This window comes from Parasedimentitalea psychrophila (assembly GCF_030285785.1).
GTDB lineage: Bacteria > Pseudomonadota > Alphaproteobacteria > Rhodobacterales > Rhodobacteraceae > Parasedimentitalea > Parasedimentitalea psychrophila.
On the sequence record NZ_CP127247.1, the window covers coordinates 2134352 to 2152432 of the forward strand.

Genomic DNA, 18081 nt, shown 5'->3' on the forward strand with positions numbered 1-18081 from the left:
TATGAACGATCCTATCGCAGATATGCTCACCCGGATCCGTAACTCCTCGTTGCGCGGCAAATCCACAGTCTCAACTCCAGCGTCCAAGCTGCGGGTTCGGGTTCTGGAAGTGCTGGAAGACGAAGGTTACATCCGTGGATATGAGCCAACCACTGGTAACGATGGCCACCCGGCTATCGAAATCAGCCTGAAGTATTACGATGGCGAACCTGTCATTCGCGAGCTGAAGCGGGTCTCTAAGCCCGGTCGTCGCGTTTACATGGGCGTTAATGACATCCCGTCGGTCCGTCAGGGCCTGGGTGTGTCGATTGTCTCCACCCCACAGGGTGTGATGTCGGACGCAAAAGCACGGGCAGCCAATGTTGGCGGCGAAGTGCTCTGCACCGTCTTCTAAGGAGGTCAATCGATGTCTCGTATTGGTAAAAAACCGGTCACATTGCCTGCAGGTGTTACTGCAACAGTGTCCGGCCAGACCATCGAAGTTAAGGGCCCCAAAGGGACCCGCAGCTTCTCCGCCACTGACGACGTGACCCTGGTGGTCGAAGATAACGTTGTTTCCATCACACCACGTGGCATGTCCAAACGGGCACGTCAGCAGTGGGGCATGTCCCGCACCATGGTTGCCAATCTGGTAATCGGGGTCACCACCGGCTTTAAGAAAGAGCTGGAGATCCGCGGTGTGGGTTACCGGGCACAGATGCAGGGCAATGTCCTGAAGCTGAACCTGGGCCTGTCGCACGACGTGACATACGAAGCGCCCGAGGGTGTGACTGTTACCTCCCCTAAGCCGACCATCATCTTTGTCGAAGGCATTGATGATCAGGCTGTGGGTCAGGTTGCGGCCAACATTCGCGCATGGCGTAAGCCCGAGCCCTACAAGGGCAAAGGCATTCGTTACAAAGGTGAATTTGTCTTCCGCAAAGAAGGCAAGAAGAAGTAAGGACCTGCATCATGGCAAACAGCAAAAGAACCCTGTTTCTGAAGCGCCGCTTGCGCGTCCGGAACAAACTTCGCCGCGTGAACTCCGGACGTCTTCGTCTGTCGGTTCACCGTTCGAACAAGAACATCAGCGTTCAGCTGATCGACGACGTTCGTGGCGTTACACTGGCTTCTGCCTCGACCCTGGAAAAAGATCTGGGTTTCGTTGGCAAGAACAACATCGAAGCGGCTACCAAAGTGGGCACGGCAATTGCCGAGCGCGCCAAGAAAGCCGGTGTTGAAGAAGCTTATTTTGATCGCGGTGGCTTCCTGTTCCACGGTAAAGTGAAGGCCTTGGCCAACGCTGCCCGTGAAGGTGGCCTGAAGATCTAAAACTTGTGGGCGGCGCCCTTAGCGCCGCCCCGATAATCCGGGGGTCCCCTATGTTAGGGGCTACTCACCAGGATTGGAATTTTAGGCGCGACAGCGCCGGATGAAAGGAATGCCTCATGGCAAGAGAAGACAACCGCCGCGGCGGCCGTCGCGATCGCGACGAAACTCCGGAATTCGCAGATCGCTTGGTTGCGATCAACCGCGTGTCCAAAACCGTAAAAGGTGGTAAGCGCTTTGGTTTTGCAGCACTTGTTGTTGTTGGCGATCAGAAAGGCCGCGTTGGCTTTGGTAAAGGTAAAGCGAAAGAGGTCCCCGAGGCCATTCGTAAAGCCACCGAGCAGGCCAAGCGTCAGATGATCCGCGTTCAACTGCGTGAAGGTCGTACTCTGCACCACGACATCGAAGGCCGTCATGGCGCTGGTAAAGTGGTCATGCGGACGGCACCTGAAGGTACTGGTATCATCGCCGGTGGCCCAATGCGTGCGGTTTTCGAAATGCTCGGCATCAAGGACGTCGTGTCCAAGTCGCTGGGATCGCAGAACCCTTACAACATGATCCGCGCAACCATGGACGGCCTCCGCAAAGAGTCCAGCCCACGTTCGGTTGCACAGCGTCGTGGTAAGAAAGTTGCCGACATCCTGCCCAAGCGGGACGAAGCACCAGCAGCGGCTCCGGCCGAAGCTGAAGCTTAAGGAGACCGGAAGATGGCTAAAACTATCGTCGTAAAGCAGATCGGTTCGCCGATCCGCCGCCCCGCCAAACAGCGTGCTACGCTGGTCGGTCTGGGTCTGAACAAGATGCACAAGACACGCGAACTGGAAGACACCCCTTCCATCCGCGGCATGGTGAACAAGATTTCACACATGGTCGTGATCATCGAAGAAAAAGGCTAAGCCCTTTCTTCTGAAAACGTTAAAGCGCCTCCGGTTCCGCCGGGGGCGTTTTTTGTATCGAGAGCCCCGAAGTGTCTCAGCATTTCTCGGGACTGATGCAGCGCAATATTTGACGACCGAGACTTTCCGCATATTTGATTAACGCATTACCTATTCATTTTTGGGGGAAATCACATGCCAGAACTCGTTGCAGACTATTCTGTCGCCATCATTTCACTGCTAATCTTTGTACTGACCGTGCTGTTGCAGTCGGCGATGGTTGGTGCAGCCAAGGCCAAGGCCGGAGCAGCCCCGGGCAGCACCCCGCAAGCAGACTATGACAACAAACTGTACCGGCTCAACAGGTCGCATCAAAACGGCATCGAAATCATGCCCGCCGCAGCGATCGTCCTGTTTGCTTGTATCCTTGCCGGGGTGTCGGCGACCTGGGTCAATCTGCTGATGGCGGTCTTTCTGGCCACCCGGTTGGCCTATGTCCTTGTCTATGCCCGAAACCTGGGTCAGGCCTCTCAGGGTTTGCGCACCTTTACCTACGTGGCTGGCTGGGCGATGCTGATGATACTCTGCGTTCTGGCGATCTGGGCTCTGCTGTAGCCTGTTCCAGTCTGTGCGACTGCACTGACTAACTGGCAGACTTGGAGGCACGAGGGGGCCTGCCCATGGGGCGCGCCTTGGTTGCCCCCGTAATTATCAACGAATTATGACGTTCCCCATGCGGTCAGCGCATAGCGGATTGACCGAACTGTCAGTTGTTAGCGCGATCAGATCCTATATCTACACCTCACCAAACAAGAACAAAACAAAGAGCTGGGGAATGGGTCTCAGCTGGAAAAAAAACATAGGATTTTATCATGGCACATGTCACCACCACAGCCTCCACCGGTTTCAATCTGTTCGCCCGCCTGTCCGGTTTCTTTGAAGACAGCAAACAGTCCTGGGCGCTGAACGCCGAGTACAAGCGCACATTTGCCGAGCTGGACCGGCTGGAGAATCGCGAGTTGGCCGACATCGGTGTGCGCCGCTGCGACATCGCCGATATAGCCCGTATCCACGTATACGGCCGCTAAAGCGTTTCCAGTTCTTGCTGGATCAGATCATCGGTCGTCGCGTTCCGGCCAAGGGCCAGAGGCGATGAAAACCGATCCAATGTGAACTGGTAAACGCTTGGAATTCATTCGACCCTTTCCTCCTCCCTGGGGTTTGAATGACCAGAAACGCCTCCGCACTGCGGGGGCGTTTTCTTTTGGTCAGACCGCCCTGTATGTTTGCCTTCTGGCGAAGTGGCCTTTAGCCCTTGTCCCTTACAGTGATTAAGGAGCGCGGGATGCTACGATGGGCAGTTTTGGGGACGGGGTTTATTTCCAATACGGTGGCGAGGGCCATCCAGCAAAGTGAGGGGTCCGAGCTGTGGACTGTCTCGGGCCGCAACCCATCGGCGGTGCAGGCCTTTCAGGAGCAATTCAGCATTCCGAACCATTCCATTGGATATGACGGCGCTCTTAACGATCCAAATGTGGATGTCGCCTATATCGGCCTGCCCAACCATCTGCATCACACACTGACCGCGCAGGCCGCTGCACAGGGCAAGGCGGTGCTCAGCGAGAAGTCCCTGACCACCACCATGGCGCAGGCACATGAACTGGTCAGCGCGGTGCAGCAGGCCAGTACCTTCTTCGTCGAGGGCTATATGTATCTTGCCCATCCGCTGTATCAGCGCCTGCAAGAGCTGCTGCTGGATGGGCGTCTGGGCGAATTGCGGGCCATCCATGGGCATTACGCGGCTGACATCTGGCAGGTGACAAACCCACAGGGGCGCGGCACGCTGTATAACCTTGGCTGCTACCCGGTGTCGCTGATGCATCTTGTAGTGCAGACCATGTGTGGCGAAGATATGTTTGCCAGCCGCCGTCTGGCTGGCTTTGGCGCGGTCTCAGCCCACGACGGCACCATCTGCGACGCCGCCATGACCGCCCGATTCGATAATGGCGTGTTGGCAAGCCTGCAATCGACGGACAGCTACGGCATGGCCCATGGCTTTACCATCAGCGGCACCAAGGGCGAGTTGCGCTTTGTCACCAATCCATGGTTGCCGTCGGACGGGGCGAACCACCTGCAATGGTGCCCCTATGATGGCGCGGTCGAGGACATCTTTGTCGAAACCGGCTTTGATGCGTTTTACCACCAGATCAAAATGGTCGAGCAGAACCTGACACAGGGCAGAACTGAGGCACAGCGCCCGTCGCCCCGCCTGCAGGATTCGCTTGAGATCATGGAGTTCCTGACCGAGTGGGAGGCCCTGTGCCTGCAAGGTGCCGCGCCTGTTGCATAAGCGGCGTACGCCCTGCTGAGCAAAGTGAAACCGATCTGACCTAGGTTACCCCTGATCGCGATCTCGCCGGGGCTGACACCCCCGGCACCAAACCGGAGCCTGGCCCTCGTAAAGAAGGGGGCGCATTTGAACCGTTCATTGCACGGGGCTTGTCCCCGTCTGCATCCACCCCGGCGGCGCCGCCATCATTTGCCCGGCCCCTACCGTTAGACAGTAGCTATTTCCGCAGCAACCGACAGGGCAGGGGCCTTGGCGGGCGAAAGAGCATGCGGTCGTGGTTTTTCTGGGAACTGAGGATGATGGAGATAACATTGCAAGAAATTAGTTTTGCGACTATATTCATCTTATAAGGGGATACTAACTTTAACTATCAGCTGAAGGGAGGCTTGAGAGTATGACCACTAAAAACTATCGCATCCTTCAGACTGTCGGAACCGCGATCATGGGCGCTGCTCTACTTGTTGCCAGTGGTATCGTCGTTGCGATGATTATCTGACCGCTCGGGTTGAGCGGCAAAGAAGGCGACGCCAACTATCATACCTAAATGCAGGTTTCCGACGATTGATTGGAACGCTGCAAAGCCGCGTGCGGCAGCGTCAGGGCGGAAGTCTCCATACCCCAACGTGGAAAATGTAACCGCAGAAAAATAGAGATGATCCCAAGTCGACGGGGCCAGTTCCTCGGATGGGCCGCTGATTCCGTATATTCTGTAGGTTATGGCAAAGGCGAAAATGGTCTGAGTGATCGAAACGGTTGCGTCAGTGGCCAACCTAATAGGGTTTGGCCAAAAGTGATGAGATGTCAAAAATGGGATCGTGGCCACCACAAGAATGAAATAGGCAGTCGACCACAAAAGCAAAATGGCGGCCCCAACCTTCTCAATTGCCGGGTTTTCCCCAACAAAAACGGGATTGATAACTTCCAGTAACATGACCACGCAGAATAGAATGGATGCGAGCGTCCAGAGCCGCCGTGTGTTGCTGCCTGTTGTGCTGGTTTTCTTGGGGAAAAGGAATCTCATAACGCTTGGGGCTGACCTGAAAATGAGAAGTTGGGTTTCGCAACTTTTGCGTGCAGCAGTCGGAAAGGCAAGAACTACCTTCCACTCTTGATCCATCCCCCCAACCCGTCTATAGGCAGCCAATGGCCATCCGGGTCATAGAATCAAAAACACTATATGCCGTGGTTGACCCGAATACGCTTCGTGGGTCACATCCGGCTAAGGAGAAGCGATATGAGACTTAACGAACTGAGCGACAATCCTGGCGCCACCAAAAAACGCAAGCGCATTGGTCGTGGTCCTGGTTCCGGCACCGGTAAAATGGGTGGCCGTGGTATCAAAGGTCAAAAAGCACGTTCGGGTGTTGCCATCAAAGGGTTCGAAGGCGGTCAGATGCCTTTGTACCAACGTCTGCCAAAGCGTGGCTTTAACAAGCCGAACCGCAAGGCATTTGCTGTCATCAACCTGGGCCTGATCCAGAAATTCATCGACCTTGGCAAACTTGACGCTGCGTCGATCACCGAAGCCAGCCTGGTCGAATCGGGTGTTGTGCGTCGCAAGCTGGACGGTATCCGCGTCCTGGCCAAAGGCGAAATCACCGCCAAAGTCACAATCTCTGTTACCGGCGCCTCAAAAGCAGCCGTTGAAGCAGTAGAAAAAGCTGGCGGCGCTCTGACCTTGGTCGCAAAAGTAGCTGCAGCTGAGTAAGCGCTTGTGAGCGGCAACAATGCCGCTTACATAGTCTTCAGTTTTCCAATTAACGCCGCCCAAGCCGGAAAATGGCTTTGGGCGGCGTTTTCGCAACAAAGAGACCTTTTTCATGGTATCAGCAGCAGAACAAATGGCGGCGAACACGAGCTGGTCAGCGCTTGGCAAAGCGACAGACCTGCGTAATCGCATCCTGTTCACCCTGGGCCTTTTGATTGTCTACCGTTTGGGTACATTCATTCCGGTTCCAGGTATCGACACAATCGCCCTGCGCGAATTTATGACACAGGCCGGCCAGGGTATTGGCGGCATGGTGTCGATGTTCACCGGTGGTGCCCTTGGCCGAATGGGCATCTTTGCCCTCGGCATTATGCCCTATATCTCCGCTTCGATCATTATCCAGCTGCTGACCTCTATGGTTCCGTCGCTGGAGCAGTTGAAGAAAGAGGGCGAGCAGGGCCGCAAGAAGATCAACCAATACACCCGCTTTGGCACCGTGGCTCTGGCAACCGCCCAGTCTTATGGGCTGGCCGTGTCGCTGGAAGCAGGTGAGTTGGCCACTGAACCCGGCATGTATTTCCGTCTGGCCTGTATGATTACCTTGGTTGGCGGCACCATGTTCCTGATGTGGCTGGGCGAGCAGATCACCCAGCGTGGTCTGGGCAACGGCATCTCGCTGATCATCTTCGTCGGCATCATCGCCGAGGTTCCCGCCGCTCTGGCGCAGTTCTTTGCCTCGGGTCGCTCGGGTGCCATCAGCCCTGCGGTTATCGTGATGGTGCTGGTGATGGTGATCGCAATCATCATGTTTGTGGTGTTTATGGAGCGCGCCCTGCGCAAGATCCATATTCAGTACCCGCGCCGTCAGGTGGGCATGAAGGTCTATGACGGTGGCTCGTCGCATCTGCCGGTCAAAGTGAACCCCGCAGGCGTGATCCCGGCGATCTTCGCCAGCTCGCTGCTGCTGCTGCCGACCACCATCTCCACCTTCTCGTCGGGGGCGACCAATGGTCCGGTGATGTCCTGGCTGCTGGCCAACTTTGGCCCCGGTCAGCCGCTGTACCTGCTGTTCTTTGTGTCGATGATCGTGTTCTTCGCCTATTTCTACACTTTCAACGTGTCGTTCAAGCCGGATGAAGTCGCCGAAAACCTGAAGAACCAGAACGGTTTTGTTCCGGGCATCCGTCCGGGTAAGAAGACCGCCGAATATCTTGAGTATGTGGTCAACCGCGTGTTGGTGCTGGGCTCGGGCTATCTTGTGCTGGTGATGCTGCTGCCGGAAATCCTGCGCGGTCAGTTTGCCATCCCGTTCTACTTTGGCGGCACCTCGGTTCTGATTGTTGTCTCGGTGACCATGGACACCATTCAGCAGGCACAAAGCCATCTGCTGGCGCATCAGTACGAAGGTCTGATCGAGAAAAGCCAGCTGCGCGGCAAGAACAAGAAGCGCAACCGGCGGGGGCCATCGCGCAAATGAATATTATTCTGCTAGGCCCCCCTGGTGCGGGTAAAGGCACCCAGGCCCGCCATCTGGTTGAAACCCGTGGCATGGTACAGCTGAGCACCGGCGATATGCTGCGCGAAGCCAAATCCAGCGGTACCGAGATGGGGCTGAAGGTCGCCGCCATCATGGATACCGGCAAGCTGGTGACGGACGAAATCGTCATTGGTCTGATCGAAGAGAAGCTGACATCCGAATCGGGTGCTGGTTTCATCTTTGATGGCTTTCCGCGCACCTTGGCGCAGGCCGATGCGCTGGCGGCTCTGCTCGCCAAGCTCGGCCAGTCGCTGCACACCGTGGTCGAGATGCGGGTAAACGACGATGCGCTGGTTAAGCGAATCACCGGGCGGTTCACCTGTGGTGGCTGTGGTGAGGTGTACCACGATGACATCAACCCCACCGCCAAGGCGGGCATCTGTGACAAATGCGGCGGCACTGAAATGACGCGGCGCGGCGATGACAACGAAGACAGTCTGCGCACCCGGCTGATGGAATACTACAAAAAGACCTCGCCGCTGATTGGCTATTACTATGCCAAGGGCGACCTGCGTCCGGTCAACGGTCTGGCTGACATCACCGAAGTGCAGAAATCGATCGAGGCTATTCTGGGCTGACGGCGGTCTCGGATCTGGAATTATTTAAGGGCAGGTTTTCCTGCCCTTTTTCATGTCAACTGCCCCGGCTATGTCAAGAAAGCCGAGGCCAACCACAAGGTGGGTTGACGATCCGTAAAATACCTCATACCCAGTCCCATCCCTACGGGGAATCAATTCCTGCGGATGGGTTTGACTCATCTGCAAGGCTACCTCGAAAATACTGGGCCCAACGGCGTTACTGTCAGGGTCTGGTGTTGTGAAAAAAGGTTCCGGAGCTACGGAATCGCAACAAAAGGAACGTATAACGTGGCACGTATTGCCGGCGTAAACATCCCGACTGCAAAGCGGGTTCCAATCGCCCTCACCTATATCACCGGAATCGGTACAACCACAGCCAAGTCTATTTGCGAAGCTGTGGGCATTGACGAAACTCGTCGTGTGAACGAACTGACCGACTCTGAAGTTCTGCGCATCCGCGAGCACATCGACGCCAACGTCGACGTCGAAGGCGACCTGCGTCGCGAAACACAGATGAACATCAAACGTTTGATGGATCTGGGTTGCTACCGTGGCCTGCGTCACCGTCGTAACTTGCCTGTTCGTGGTCAGCGGACCCACACCAACGCTCGTACTCGCAAAGGTCCTGCCCGGGCTATTGCTGGTAAGAAGAAGTAAGGGAGGGTTTGATCAATGGCACGCGATAAGACTCGTACGAAGAAAAAAGAGCGCAAGAACATCGCCTCCGGCGTTGCTCACGTTAATAGCTCGTTCAACAACACCAAGATTCTCATCTCGGATGTTCAGGGCAATGCAATTGCATGGTCCTCGGCTGGAACCATGGGCTTTAAGGGCTCGCGGAAATCCACGCCGTATGCTGCTCAGCTGGCTGCAGAAGATGCAGGCAAAAAAGCACAGGAACATGGTGTTAAAACTCTGGAAGTCGAAGTTCAGGGCCCCGGTGGCGGTCGTGAATCCGCACTGCGCGCTCTGGCTGCAGTTGGCTTCAATATCACCTCAATCCGTGATGTGACACCGATGGCACACAATGGCTGTCGTCCGCCGAAGCGCCGCCGCGTCTAAGCGACACTTAATTATCGCTGGGGTCCTGTGTTTTTCATGGGCCCCAGTTTGTCATTTGAAACCTCGGGCGCCTGAACCTATCGGACATGGGGTACAGGCAGGAATGGAGGGAACGCATGATCCATAAGAATTGGGCTGAACTGATCAAGCCGACGCAGCTTGAAGTTAAGCCGGGCAACGACCCCGCACGCCAGGCCACTGTTGTGGCTGAGCCGCTGGAACGTGGCTTTGGTCTGACCTTGGGCAACGCCCTACGTCGTATTCTGATGAGCTCGCTGCAAGGCGCTGCCATCACATCCGTTCAGATCGACAACGTTCTGCACGAGTTTTCCAGTGTTGCCGGCGTGCGTGAAGACGTCACCGACATCATCCTGAACCTCAAAGGCGTCTGCCTGCGGATGGAAGTCGAAGGCCCCAAGCGGCTGTCGATCAATGCCAAGGGCCCAGCCATTGTCACCGCCGGTGACATCTCTGAGTCGGCAGGCATCGAGATCCTGAACCGCGACCACGTGATCTGTCACCTGGACGACGGCGCCGATCTGTTCATGGAACTGACCGTGAACACTGGCAATGGCTATGTTTCGGCTGAAAAGAACAAGCCGGAAGATGCACCCATTGGGCTGATCCCGATCGACGCGATCTACTCGCCGGTCAAAAAGGTCTCCTATGATGTGCAGCCGACCCGCGAAGGTCAGGTGCTGGACTATGACAAGCTGACCATGAAGATTGACACCGATGGGTCGATCACGCCGGAAGACGCGGTGGCTTTTGCGGCCCGTATCCTGCAGGATCAACTGTCGATCTTCGTCAACTTCGACGAGCCCGAATCCGCCTCCCGCGCGGACGAGGACGATGGTCTCGAGTTCAACCCGCTGCTGCTCAAGAAAGTGGACGAGTTGGAACTGTCGGTGCGTTCGGCAAACTGCCTCAAGAACGACAATATCGTCTACATCGGCGATCTGATCCAGAAAACCGAAGCCGAAATGCTGCGCACGCCGAACTTCGGCCGCAAGTCGCTGAACGAGATCAAGGAAGTGCTCTCGGGCATGGGTCTGCATCTCGGCATGGACGTCGAGGACTGGCCACCGGACAATATCGAAGATCTGGCGAAAAAGTTCGAAGACAGCTTTTAAGTGTCTTTTGGGAGCGGGCCAAATTGGCCCGCTCCTTTTTATTTCAAACAACCCGTTTGGAGGCGCCCGTGTTGCGGCTGCAAGGCAAGGCGCAAGCTGACCCGCGAAAGGCTAGGCCGCATCAGGTCTGGCTGCATATCGGCCATGGCAAGACCGGCACTACCGCGCTGCAGGACTATTTTGTGTATCGCACGACCTGTGACCCGCAGTTCCATTTTCCGGTGACTGGGCGACGCGCATCCGGGGCTCATCACGACGTTTTTCCACTGGAGCATCAAGCGGGCCTGCTGAAAGCGGCACCCAGCCTCCTGGCCGTGCTGCGGGCGGAAATCAAAGCCCGCCCCGCCGAACATCTGACGGTGCTGTCGTCCGAGCACCTGTGCTATTTCCGTCCCTGGCAGGCTGCCCAGGTCATCAAGGCTCTGAAAGGCTTTGACGTACGGCTTCTCTATTATGTGCGCCGCCAGGACGCGCTGATGGAAAGCGCGTATAAATGGAGGCTTGCTGAGGGGCCGGACACTTATAATGGCATCACCGATTTTGTCCGCCACCAGGTGCGAGGGTTCGATTTTCTGCAGCGCATTGCGCCCTGGACAGCCCATGTCAGTGACGATCACATCCGGGCGCGCCTGTATCATCGCGAGACCTGTGCGGAGGATATCGTTTCTGACGTTGAACAGGTGCTGGGGCTTGATCCGCTGGACCGTTGTGGCGGCGCGCGGGTACACCGCGAATCACTGAATACTGTGATGATCGAGATCCTGCGCGCTTTTGACCGGGCACATCCGCAGTCCAAGCAACGGCAAGGTTTTTTGCAGGACCTGCGCGAGGTTCAGACCCGGCTTGAGGTCAAATCTGACAGGGGGGTGATGCCGCAGGCGCTGAAGAGCGAAATTATGGCGCGTTACCAGCTGTCGAACTCCGAGTTTTCGCACCGTTTCATGAGTGAAGCGGATCGTCGGATTCTATTGCAGTCGATGTCGCCATAGCGGTCTTTACAAGGGGGATTTGATCGTGTAGGCGAACCGGGTTCGAGCGCACTTGCCGCTCCAAGGGTGTGGCCCACGAGGGTCACCAGACAAAGTATAAATAAGATTGGATATCAACAATGCGCCATAAACGTGGATACCGCCGCCTAAACCGTACTCATGAGCACCGTAAAGCTCTGTTTTGCAACATGGCCGGCTCGCTGATCGAGCACGAGCAGATCAAAACAACCCTGCCCAAGGCAAAAGAATTGCAGCCGATCATCGAAAAGATGATCACACTGGCAAAACGCGGCGATCTGCACGCCCGTCGCCAAGCTGCGTCCAAGCTGAAGCAAGACCAATATGTCGCCAAATTGTTCGACATCCTGGGCCCCCGCTACAAAGACCGCCAGGGCGGCTATGTGCGCGTCCTGAAAGCTGGTTTCCGTTATGGTGACATGGCTCCGATGGCGATCATCGAATTTGTTGACCGCGACCGTGATGCCAAAGGCGCTGGCGACAAAGCCCGCGTTGCAGCAGAAGAAGTTGCAGCCGACGAATAAGATTTTGGACCTAGCGTTCAATTACTGAAAGCCCCCGCTCCACAGGATCGGGGGTTTTTTTGTTGTCAGCTTTGCAAATGCGCCCGCTGGGCGCTGCCTCCGGCGGGGAGTGAGGGATGGCTGGGAAACGTTTCAGCGAAACGTTTCAATCCCGAACGGGCGGAGCCCTGGGCCAGATGAAGATCCGGGAGAGATCAGCCGCTGCCGGTTTCTTTTTGCAAACAATACTCCGGGGTGAATTGGCCTGTGGCCAAGAGGGGCAGCGCCCCTGACAACCGTTTTGATCCGGCTGTGCTTGCAATTGGCCGATGCCCCCCGCATATCCTAAGGACAGTTTATGTTGGAGCCAAAATGATCCGCGCAGCCCTTATTGCCCTTGTTTTTGCAGCCCCGCTGGCCGCTCAGACCCAAGTGCCGTCCTCGCAGGCCGAGATCAGCCTAGGCTTTGCGCCACTAGTCAAGCAGGCGGCGCCGGCCGTGGTGAATATCTATGCCAAGATCGTCACCCAGCAACGCCAGCGGACGCCGTTTTCAAACGATCCCTTCTTTGATGATTTCTTTCGCGGCTTCACCAAGCCGCAACCACGGGTGCAGAACTCGCTGGGCTCGGGGGTGATCCTGTCGGCGGACGGTATCGTTGTTTCGAACTACCACGTGGTTGGCATGGCCACTGAAATCCGGGTGGTGACCACGGATCGGCGCGAGTACAATGCCCGTGTGGTGCTGGCGGATAAGGCCAGCGATCTGGCGATCCTGCAATTGGAGGGCGCCACCGACCTGCCTTTTCTCGATCTGCGCAACAGCGATCAGGTCGAGGTCGGCGAGCTGGCACTGGCCATTGGCAACCCATTTGGAGTCGGCCAAACTGTGAGCAGCGGCATCATTTCCGGGCTGGCCCGGACCGGCACCGCAACTGGCGAGGGATTTGGTTATTACCTGCAGACCGACGCGGCGATCAATCCCGGCAACTCGGGCGGGGCGCTGATCGACGTCAATGGCGATTTGATCGGCATCAACACCCGTATCATCAGCCGCTCTGGTGGCTCGAACGGCATTGGTTTCTCGATCCCGGCCAATTTGGTGCGCGAATTTGTCAATCAGGCGCAGCAGGGCGCCGAGGAATTCCAGCGGCCCTGGGCCGGCATGTCCGGGCAGCCGGTTGATGCGGATATGGCTGCCTCGCTGGGGATGGAGCTGCCGCTGGGCATGGTGATCTCGGACCTGCACCCAGCCAGCCCTTTTGCCGAGCAGGGGTTCAAGGTGGGGGATGTGATCACCGCTGTTGAGGGGCAGGTGGTCAATTCACCCTCGGAGATGGTATTTCGCATGTCGGTTGTCGGCATGGGCGGGCGGGCGCAGATCACCCGTCTGCGCGGGGTCGAAGCGGCTGATGTGCTAGTGAAAATGATGGCGGCGCCAAATACGCCATCGGCGGACCTGCTGCAGATGACTGAGAATTCAATGCTGCCGGGCCTGATCGTCGCCCGCATCAATCCGGCGGTGATCCTGCGTCTGGGGCTGCCGCTCAGCGCCGAGGGGGTGGTGATTACCAATCCCGGGCGCAACGGTGCGCGCGCCGGATTGCGGCCGGGCGATGTGCTGCAAGAGATTAACGGAAATCCGGTCACCAACACCGTCGATGTGCCAACAGTGCTGGCGGAGTCGGGGCGCAAGGTGAAGGTGATCCTGCTGCGCGGCGGCCAGAGGCTGACGCTTCAGTTTCGGTTGTAATCATGGCTGACCTTTTCGATTCCGGTGCCGCGCAGCCTGATCAGCCGCAACCCAATCGCCCCCTGGCTGACCGATTGCGGCCGCGAACTCTGGCGCAAGTGATTGGTCAGGCGCAGGTTCTCGGCCCCGAGGCGCCTTTGGGGGTGATGTTGGCGTCGGGCTCGCTGTCGTCGTTGATCTTCTGGGGTCCGCCGGGCGTGGGCAAGACCACCATCGCCCGTCTGCTGGCGGCTGAAAGCGATCTGCATTTTGTGCAGATCAGTGCGATTTTCTCTGGCGTGGCCGATTTGAAGAAGCTGTTCGAAGCCGCCAAAATCCGCCGACAGAATGGTCGCGGAACCCTGCTGTTTGTCGACGAGGTACACCGCTTTAACAAAGCGCAGCAGGACGGGTTTCTGCCGCATATGGAAGACGGCACCATTCTGCTGGTTGGCGCCACTACCGAGAACCCCAGTTTTGAGCTGAACGCCGCTTTGCTGAGCCGATCGCAGGTGCTGGTTCTGGAGCGATTGTCGCTGGTGGATCTGGAACTGCTGACCCAGCGGGCCGAAAAGGAGCTGGATCGGGCGCTGCCGTTGGATGCCGATGCGCGGGATGCGTTGCATGAAATGGCCGATGGCGATGGCCGCGCCCTGTTGAACCTGATCGAACAGGTCTCGGCCTGGAAAGTGGAGACGCCGCTGAACCGGGACAAGCTGGCGACCCGGCTGATGCGGCGGGCGGCAAAATTCGACAAATCGGGGGATGAGCACTACAACTTGATCTCGGCCCTGCATAAATCCATTCGCGGATCAGACCCGGACGCGGCGCTGTATTGGTTGGGGCGGATGCTGGAAGGCGGCGAAGACCCGCGCTTCCTTGCGCGTCGACTGACCATGATGTCGACCGAAGATATTGGCCTGGCAGATCCGCAGGCAAACACTGTCTGTCTGAACGCCTGGCAAACCTACGAGCGGTTGGGCAGCCCGGAAGGCGAACTGGCGCTGGCCAATGCGGCGGTCTATCTGGCACTGGCGCCAAAATCGAACGCGGTCTATGTGGGCATTAAGGCGGCGCGCAGGCTGGCCAAGCAGACCGGCAGCGCCCCACCGCCCAAACATATCCTGAATGCGCCGACCAAATTGATGGCCGAACAGGGTTACGGGGATGGCTATGCCTATGATCATGACTCCGAGGATGGGTTTTCGGGGCAGAATTATTTCCCGGACGGGGTGAAGCACCCGGTGCTGTATCAGCCGGTGGAACGTGGTTTTGAGCGCGAGTTGAAGCGGCGGGTGGATTATTTTGCCAAATTGCGGGCGCAGCGCAATCGCTAGGCTTGTGCTCCTGTGATCTCGGTGCTGGTGGTGCGTGCAAGCACGCACCCTACGGCCATTGCCCGCGAGGGGTGACGAGCCTTGCGTGTGGCGCATTGCTGGGAAAACTTGACATCCGGGGCGGCACACGCGAGAGACCGCCAATGTTTTATACCGTCTTATATGTCGCCTGTGGTGGCGCAATCGGTGCGGCGTGCCGATACCTGGCAGGTCTTGGGGTGATCCGCCTGCTGGGGCATCATCCGTTTCCGGTTGCTGTGGTGCTGGTGAATGTCATCGGCTCGATCCTGATGGGGGCCTTTGTGGGGGCTGCTGCCTATCGCGGTTTGACCCATCTGAGCCCCTTTGTGATGACCGGGCTACTGGGAGGCTTTACCACCTTTTCGGCGTTTTCGCTGGAGGTGGTTAATCTGATCCAGCGCGGCACATTGGGACAGGCGGCGCTCTATGTGGGCCTGTCCGTTGTGCTGTCGGTGGGCGGTTTGTTTATTGGCCTGATGGCCGCGAGAGGAGTGCTGTCATGAGCGGCGTACAGAAAATCATTGTTGCGGACGACGACACCGACCAGCGGCTGGACCGCTGGTTGCGGCGGTTGTTCCCGCATATCAGTCAGGGCCGCATCGAAAAGATGTGCCGCAAGGGCGATCTGCGGGTTGACGGCGGCCGGGTTAAATCCTCGTCCCGGGTTATGGCCGGGCAGACCGTGCGGGTGCCGCCGCTGCCGGACAGCGATCTGCGGCCCAGTGACATGCTGCGCCGGATCTCGGATGCGGATATCAAGATGATCCAGTCCTGCGTGATCTACCGCGACGATCACGTGATCGCGCTGAACAAGCCGCATGGGCTGGCGGTGCAGGGTGGTAGCGGTCAAAGCCGCCATGTGGACGGATTGGCCGAAGCGCTGAAATTTGGCTATGAAGACAAGCCGCGGCTGGTGCACCGGCTGGACAAGGATACCTCGGGGGTGCTGCTGCTGGCGCGTGATCGGCTGTCGGCCAAGGCGCTGACTGCTTCGTTTCGTCACCGCGAGACCCGCAAGGTGTATTGGTCGGTGGTGGCCGGGGTGCCACATCCCAAGCTTGGCATGATCAAAACCGGGCTGGTCAAGGCGCAGGGGCATGGTCCCGGCGGCGAAGGCGAGAAGATGTATAACATCCACCCGCGCGACATTGACAGCACCCCGGGCGCCAAAAAGGCGATCACCGATTATGTTGTGCTGGAGGCGGCGGGCCAACGCGCGGCCTGGATGGCGTTGAGCCCGGTCACCGGGCGCACCCACCAGCTGCGGGCCCATATGGGTGAGTTGGGGCACCCGATTGTTGGCGACGGCAAATATGGTGGCTCAAGTCAGGAAAACCTTGGCGATGGCTGGGGCTCGCAACTGGGCGACGAGATCTCGAAAAAGCTGCATCTGCACGCCCGCAGCATCAAGATCGAACACCCGACGAACAGATCGGTGCTGCATGTCACCGCACCGCTGCCGCAGCACATGCAGGACACCTGGGACTATTTCCAGTGGGACCCAAGGGATGTGCCCGAGGATCCGTTTGAGGAGCTGGAATGAGCGCAGACCTGCGACTGGTCCTGTTTGACATGGATGGCACCCTGGTGGACAGCCAGGGCGCCATCACTGGCGCCATGGGTGAGGCCTTTGCCGCAGTTGGCCAGGTTGCCCCCTCGCGTGAGGCGATCCTGTCGATTGTCGGGCTGTCGCTGGATCTGGCCATCGAGAGGTTGACGCCAGATATGGATGCCGCCACCCGGCAGGCTTTGGTCGAGGGCTATAAGTCCTCCTATACGGTGTCGCGTCAGGCCGCAGGTAAGGCGCATTCGCCATTGTACCCCGGCACCGCCGATATGCTGGCGGCGCTGAATGCGGTGCCGGAGTATCTGCTGGGCATCGCCACCGGCAAATCGCAGCGCGGGCTGGATGCGGTGATTGCGGCGCATGATCTGACCTGTTTTGTGACCCGGCAATCGGCGGATCACCACCCGTCAAAGCCACATCCCTCTATGATCCATACGGCGATGTCTGAAACCGGGGTTGCGCCGCAGCATACGGTGATGATTGGCGACACCAGCTTTGACATCGACATGGGCCGCGCAGCCGGAGTTACAACCATTGCGGTGCCTTGGGGCTATCATCAGGTGGAGCAGTTGAATGCGGATCACACCCTCGAAAACTTTGCCCAATTGGCCCCCCTGTTACAGCGAATTTGGAAAGCCTGACTCATGACCACATGGAAGCAAAAGCGATTCTGGACAGCGGTCTCAGTGACCGAATCAGCGGGCCGATTCGCGGTTGAACTGGACGGTCGCTCGGTCAAAACACCTGCCAAAGCAGATCTGACCCTGCCCACACGCGCCATGGCTGAGGCAATTGCCGCAGAATGGCGGGCGCAGGATGGCGCGGTGAAGCCTCAGACCATGCCCTGTACCCGTTCGGCCAATGCGGCGTTGGACAAGGTCCAGGTGCAGCACAGTGAGGTCGCTGACATGTTAGCCGAATATGGTGACGCAGATTTATTGTGTTACCGCGCCGATAGCCCGGTTGAACTAGTGCAGCGGCAAAGTGAACACTGGGATCCGGCGCTGGATTGGGCCGCGTCCGAGCTGAAGGTCAGGCTGCAAACCCGCTGCGGCATTGTGCATCAACCTCAGGATGTAAAATCACTGCAGAGCCTACGGGCTAGGGTTCAGGCGCTGTCCGCCTTCCAGCTGGCGGCCTTTCACGATTTGGTCAGCATGTCGGGATCTTTGGTTCTGGGCTTTGCTGCCGCGGCTGGCTGGCGCAGTGCTGCCGAGATCTGGTCGCTGTCTCGATTGGATGAAACTTGGCAAGAGGAACAGTGGGGCCCGGACGAGGAAGCCCAGGCTGAGGCCGAAATCAAGCGGCAGGCCTTTCTGCATGCCAAGCGGTTTTACGATTTCTCTTGACGTGTCGTTGGCGGC

Annotated in this window: 23 protein-coding genes; 22 read left to right on the plus strand and 1 reads right to left on the minus strand. The window is 57.8% G+C overall.

Features of this window, described 5'->3' with window-relative positions:
* Position 1: 1 nt before the first annotated feature.
* From rpsH to QPJ95_RS10365, 8 genes are all read left to right on the plus strand, one after another.
* Entirely contained in the window at positions 2-394 is a 393-nt protein-coding gene (gene rpsH, locus QPJ95_RS10330) for a 30S ribosomal protein S8 (protein ID WP_270920019.1), read from the plus strand.
* Between the two features lie 12 nt (positions 395-406).
* On the plus strand, positions 407-940 hold the full coding sequence (gene rplF, locus QPJ95_RS10335; protein ID WP_270920020.1) for a 50S ribosomal protein L6: 534 nt from the start codon (positions 407-409) through the stop codon (positions 938-940).
* Positions 941-951: 11 nt separating this feature from the next.
* Positions 952-1311 carry a 50S ribosomal protein L18 gene (gene rplR / locus QPJ95_RS10340; protein WP_270920021.1) on the plus strand — a complete coding sequence of 120 codons (360 nt, stop codon included), beginning with the start codon at positions 952-954 and terminating at the stop codon, positions 1309-1311.
* A gap of 116 nt (positions 1312-1427) precedes the next feature.
* Positions 1428-2003, plus strand: a complete 576-nt coding sequence (gene rpsE / locus QPJ95_RS10345) for a 30S ribosomal protein S5 (RefSeq protein ID WP_270920022.1) — start codon at positions 1428-1430, stop codon at positions 2001-2003.
* A gap of 12 nt (positions 2004-2015) precedes the next feature.
* Entirely contained in the window at positions 2016-2204 is a 189-nt protein-coding gene (gene rpmD, locus QPJ95_RS10350; RefSeq protein WP_270920023.1) for a 50S ribosomal protein L30, read from the plus strand.
* A gap of 174 nt (positions 2205-2378) precedes the next feature.
* On the plus strand, positions 2379-2798 hold the full coding sequence (locus tag QPJ95_RS10355; RefSeq protein WP_270920024.1) for an MAPEG family protein: 420 nt from the start codon (positions 2379-2381) through the stop codon (positions 2796-2798).
* A gap of 257 nt (positions 2799-3055) precedes the next feature.
* Positions 3056-3271: a DUF1127 domain-containing protein gene (locus QPJ95_RS10360; RefSeq protein WP_270920025.1), complete on the plus strand. Its 216-nt coding sequence runs from the start codon at positions 3056-3058 to the stop codon at positions 3269-3271.
* A 257-nt stretch (positions 3272-3528) separates the two neighbouring features.
* Positions 3529-4533 (plus strand): Gfo/Idh/MocA family protein, encoded by a 1005-nt coding sequence (locus QPJ95_RS10365; protein WP_270920026.1) that lies wholly within the window; start codon positions 3529-3531, stop codon positions 4531-4533.
* A 454-nt stretch (positions 4534-4987) separates the two neighbouring features.
* Here QPJ95_RS10365 and QPJ95_RS10370 read toward each other — a convergent pair whose 3' ends face one another.
* On the minus strand, positions 4988-5464 hold the full coding sequence (locus QPJ95_RS10370; protein WP_270920027.1) for a potassium channel family protein: 477 nt from the start codon (positions 5462-5464) through the stop codon (positions 4988-4990).
* A 303-nt stretch (positions 5465-5767) separates the two neighbouring features.
* Here QPJ95_RS10370 and rplO point away from each other — a divergent pair, with 303 nt between their 5' ends.
* The 14 genes from rplO (at position 5768) to QPJ95_RS10440 (ending at position 18066) form a co-directional block, all read left to right on the plus strand.
* Positions 5768-6241, plus strand: coding sequence for a 50S ribosomal protein L15 (gene rplO, locus QPJ95_RS10375; protein WP_270920028.1), 474 nt, complete (start codon positions 5768-5770; stop codon positions 6239-6241).
* Positions 6242-6353: 112 nt separating this feature from the next.
* Positions 6354-7718: a preprotein translocase subunit SecY gene (secY, locus tag QPJ95_RS10380; RefSeq protein WP_270920029.1), complete on the plus strand. Its 1365-nt coding sequence runs from the start codon at positions 6354-6356 to the stop codon at positions 7716-7718.
* Positions 7715-8356, plus strand: coding sequence for an adenylate kinase (locus tag QPJ95_RS10385; RefSeq protein ID WP_270920030.1), 642 nt, complete (start codon positions 7715-7717; stop codon positions 8354-8356). The genes secY and QPJ95_RS10385 overlap by 4 nt, the downstream gene beginning before the upstream one ends.
* Positions 8357-8644: 288 nt before the next feature.
* Positions 8645-9013, plus strand: a complete 369-nt coding sequence (gene rpsM, locus QPJ95_RS10390) for a 30S ribosomal protein S13 (RefSeq protein ID WP_270920031.1) — start codon at positions 8645-8647, stop codon at positions 9011-9013.
* A 15-nt stretch (positions 9014-9028) separates the two neighbouring features.
* Positions 9029-9418 carry a 30S ribosomal protein S11 gene (gene rpsK / locus QPJ95_RS10395; RefSeq protein ID WP_270920032.1) on the plus strand — a complete coding sequence of 130 codons (390 nt, stop codon included), beginning with the start codon at positions 9029-9031 and terminating at the stop codon, positions 9416-9418.
* A gap of 116 nt (positions 9419-9534) precedes the next feature.
* Positions 9535-10551, plus strand: coding sequence for a DNA-directed RNA polymerase subunit alpha (locus QPJ95_RS10400; protein WP_270920033.1), 1017 nt, complete (start codon positions 9535-9537; stop codon positions 10549-10551).
* 68 nt (positions 10552-10619) lie between these two features.
* Positions 10620-11540, plus strand: coding sequence for a hypothetical protein (locus QPJ95_RS10405; RefSeq protein WP_270920034.1), 921 nt, complete (start codon positions 10620-10622; stop codon positions 11538-11540).
* 119 nt (positions 11541-11659) lie between these two features.
* Complete coding sequence (gene rplQ, locus QPJ95_RS10410; RefSeq protein ID WP_270920035.1) at positions 11660-12082, plus strand: 50S ribosomal protein L17; 423 nt, start codon at positions 11660-11662, stop codon at positions 12080-12082.
* A 351-nt stretch (positions 12083-12433) separates the two neighbouring features.
* Positions 12434-13813, plus strand: a complete 1380-nt coding sequence (locus QPJ95_RS10415) for a trypsin-like peptidase domain-containing protein (protein WP_270920036.1) — start codon at positions 12434-12436, stop codon at positions 13811-13813.
* Positions 13814-13815: 2 nt separating this feature from the next.
* On the plus strand, positions 13816-15129 hold the full coding sequence (locus QPJ95_RS10420; protein ID WP_270920037.1) for a replication-associated recombination protein A: 1314 nt from the start codon (positions 13816-13818) through the stop codon (positions 15127-15129).
* A gap of 143 nt (positions 15130-15272) precedes the next feature.
* Positions 15273-15653: a fluoride efflux transporter CrcB gene (gene crcB / locus QPJ95_RS10425; RefSeq protein ID WP_270920038.1), complete on the plus strand. Its 381-nt coding sequence runs from the start codon at positions 15273-15275 to the stop codon at positions 15651-15653.
* On the plus strand, positions 15650-16693 hold the full coding sequence (locus QPJ95_RS10430; protein ID WP_270920039.1) for an RluA family pseudouridine synthase: 1044 nt from the start codon (positions 15650-15652) through the stop codon (positions 16691-16693). Before crcB ends, QPJ95_RS10430 begins: the two co-directional genes overlap by 4 nt.
* On the plus strand, positions 16690-17358 hold the full coding sequence (locus tag QPJ95_RS10435; protein WP_270920040.1) for an HAD-IA family hydrolase: 669 nt from the start codon (positions 16690-16692) through the stop codon (positions 17356-17358). Before QPJ95_RS10430 ends, QPJ95_RS10435 begins: the two co-directional genes overlap by 4 nt.
* Before the next feature lie 3 nt (positions 17359-17361).
* On the plus strand, positions 17362-18066 hold the full coding sequence (locus tag QPJ95_RS10440) for an ATP12 family chaperone protein (RefSeq protein ID WP_270920041.1): 705 nt from the start codon (positions 17362-17364) through the stop codon (positions 18064-18066).
* Positions 18067-18081: the final 15 nt, after the last annotated feature.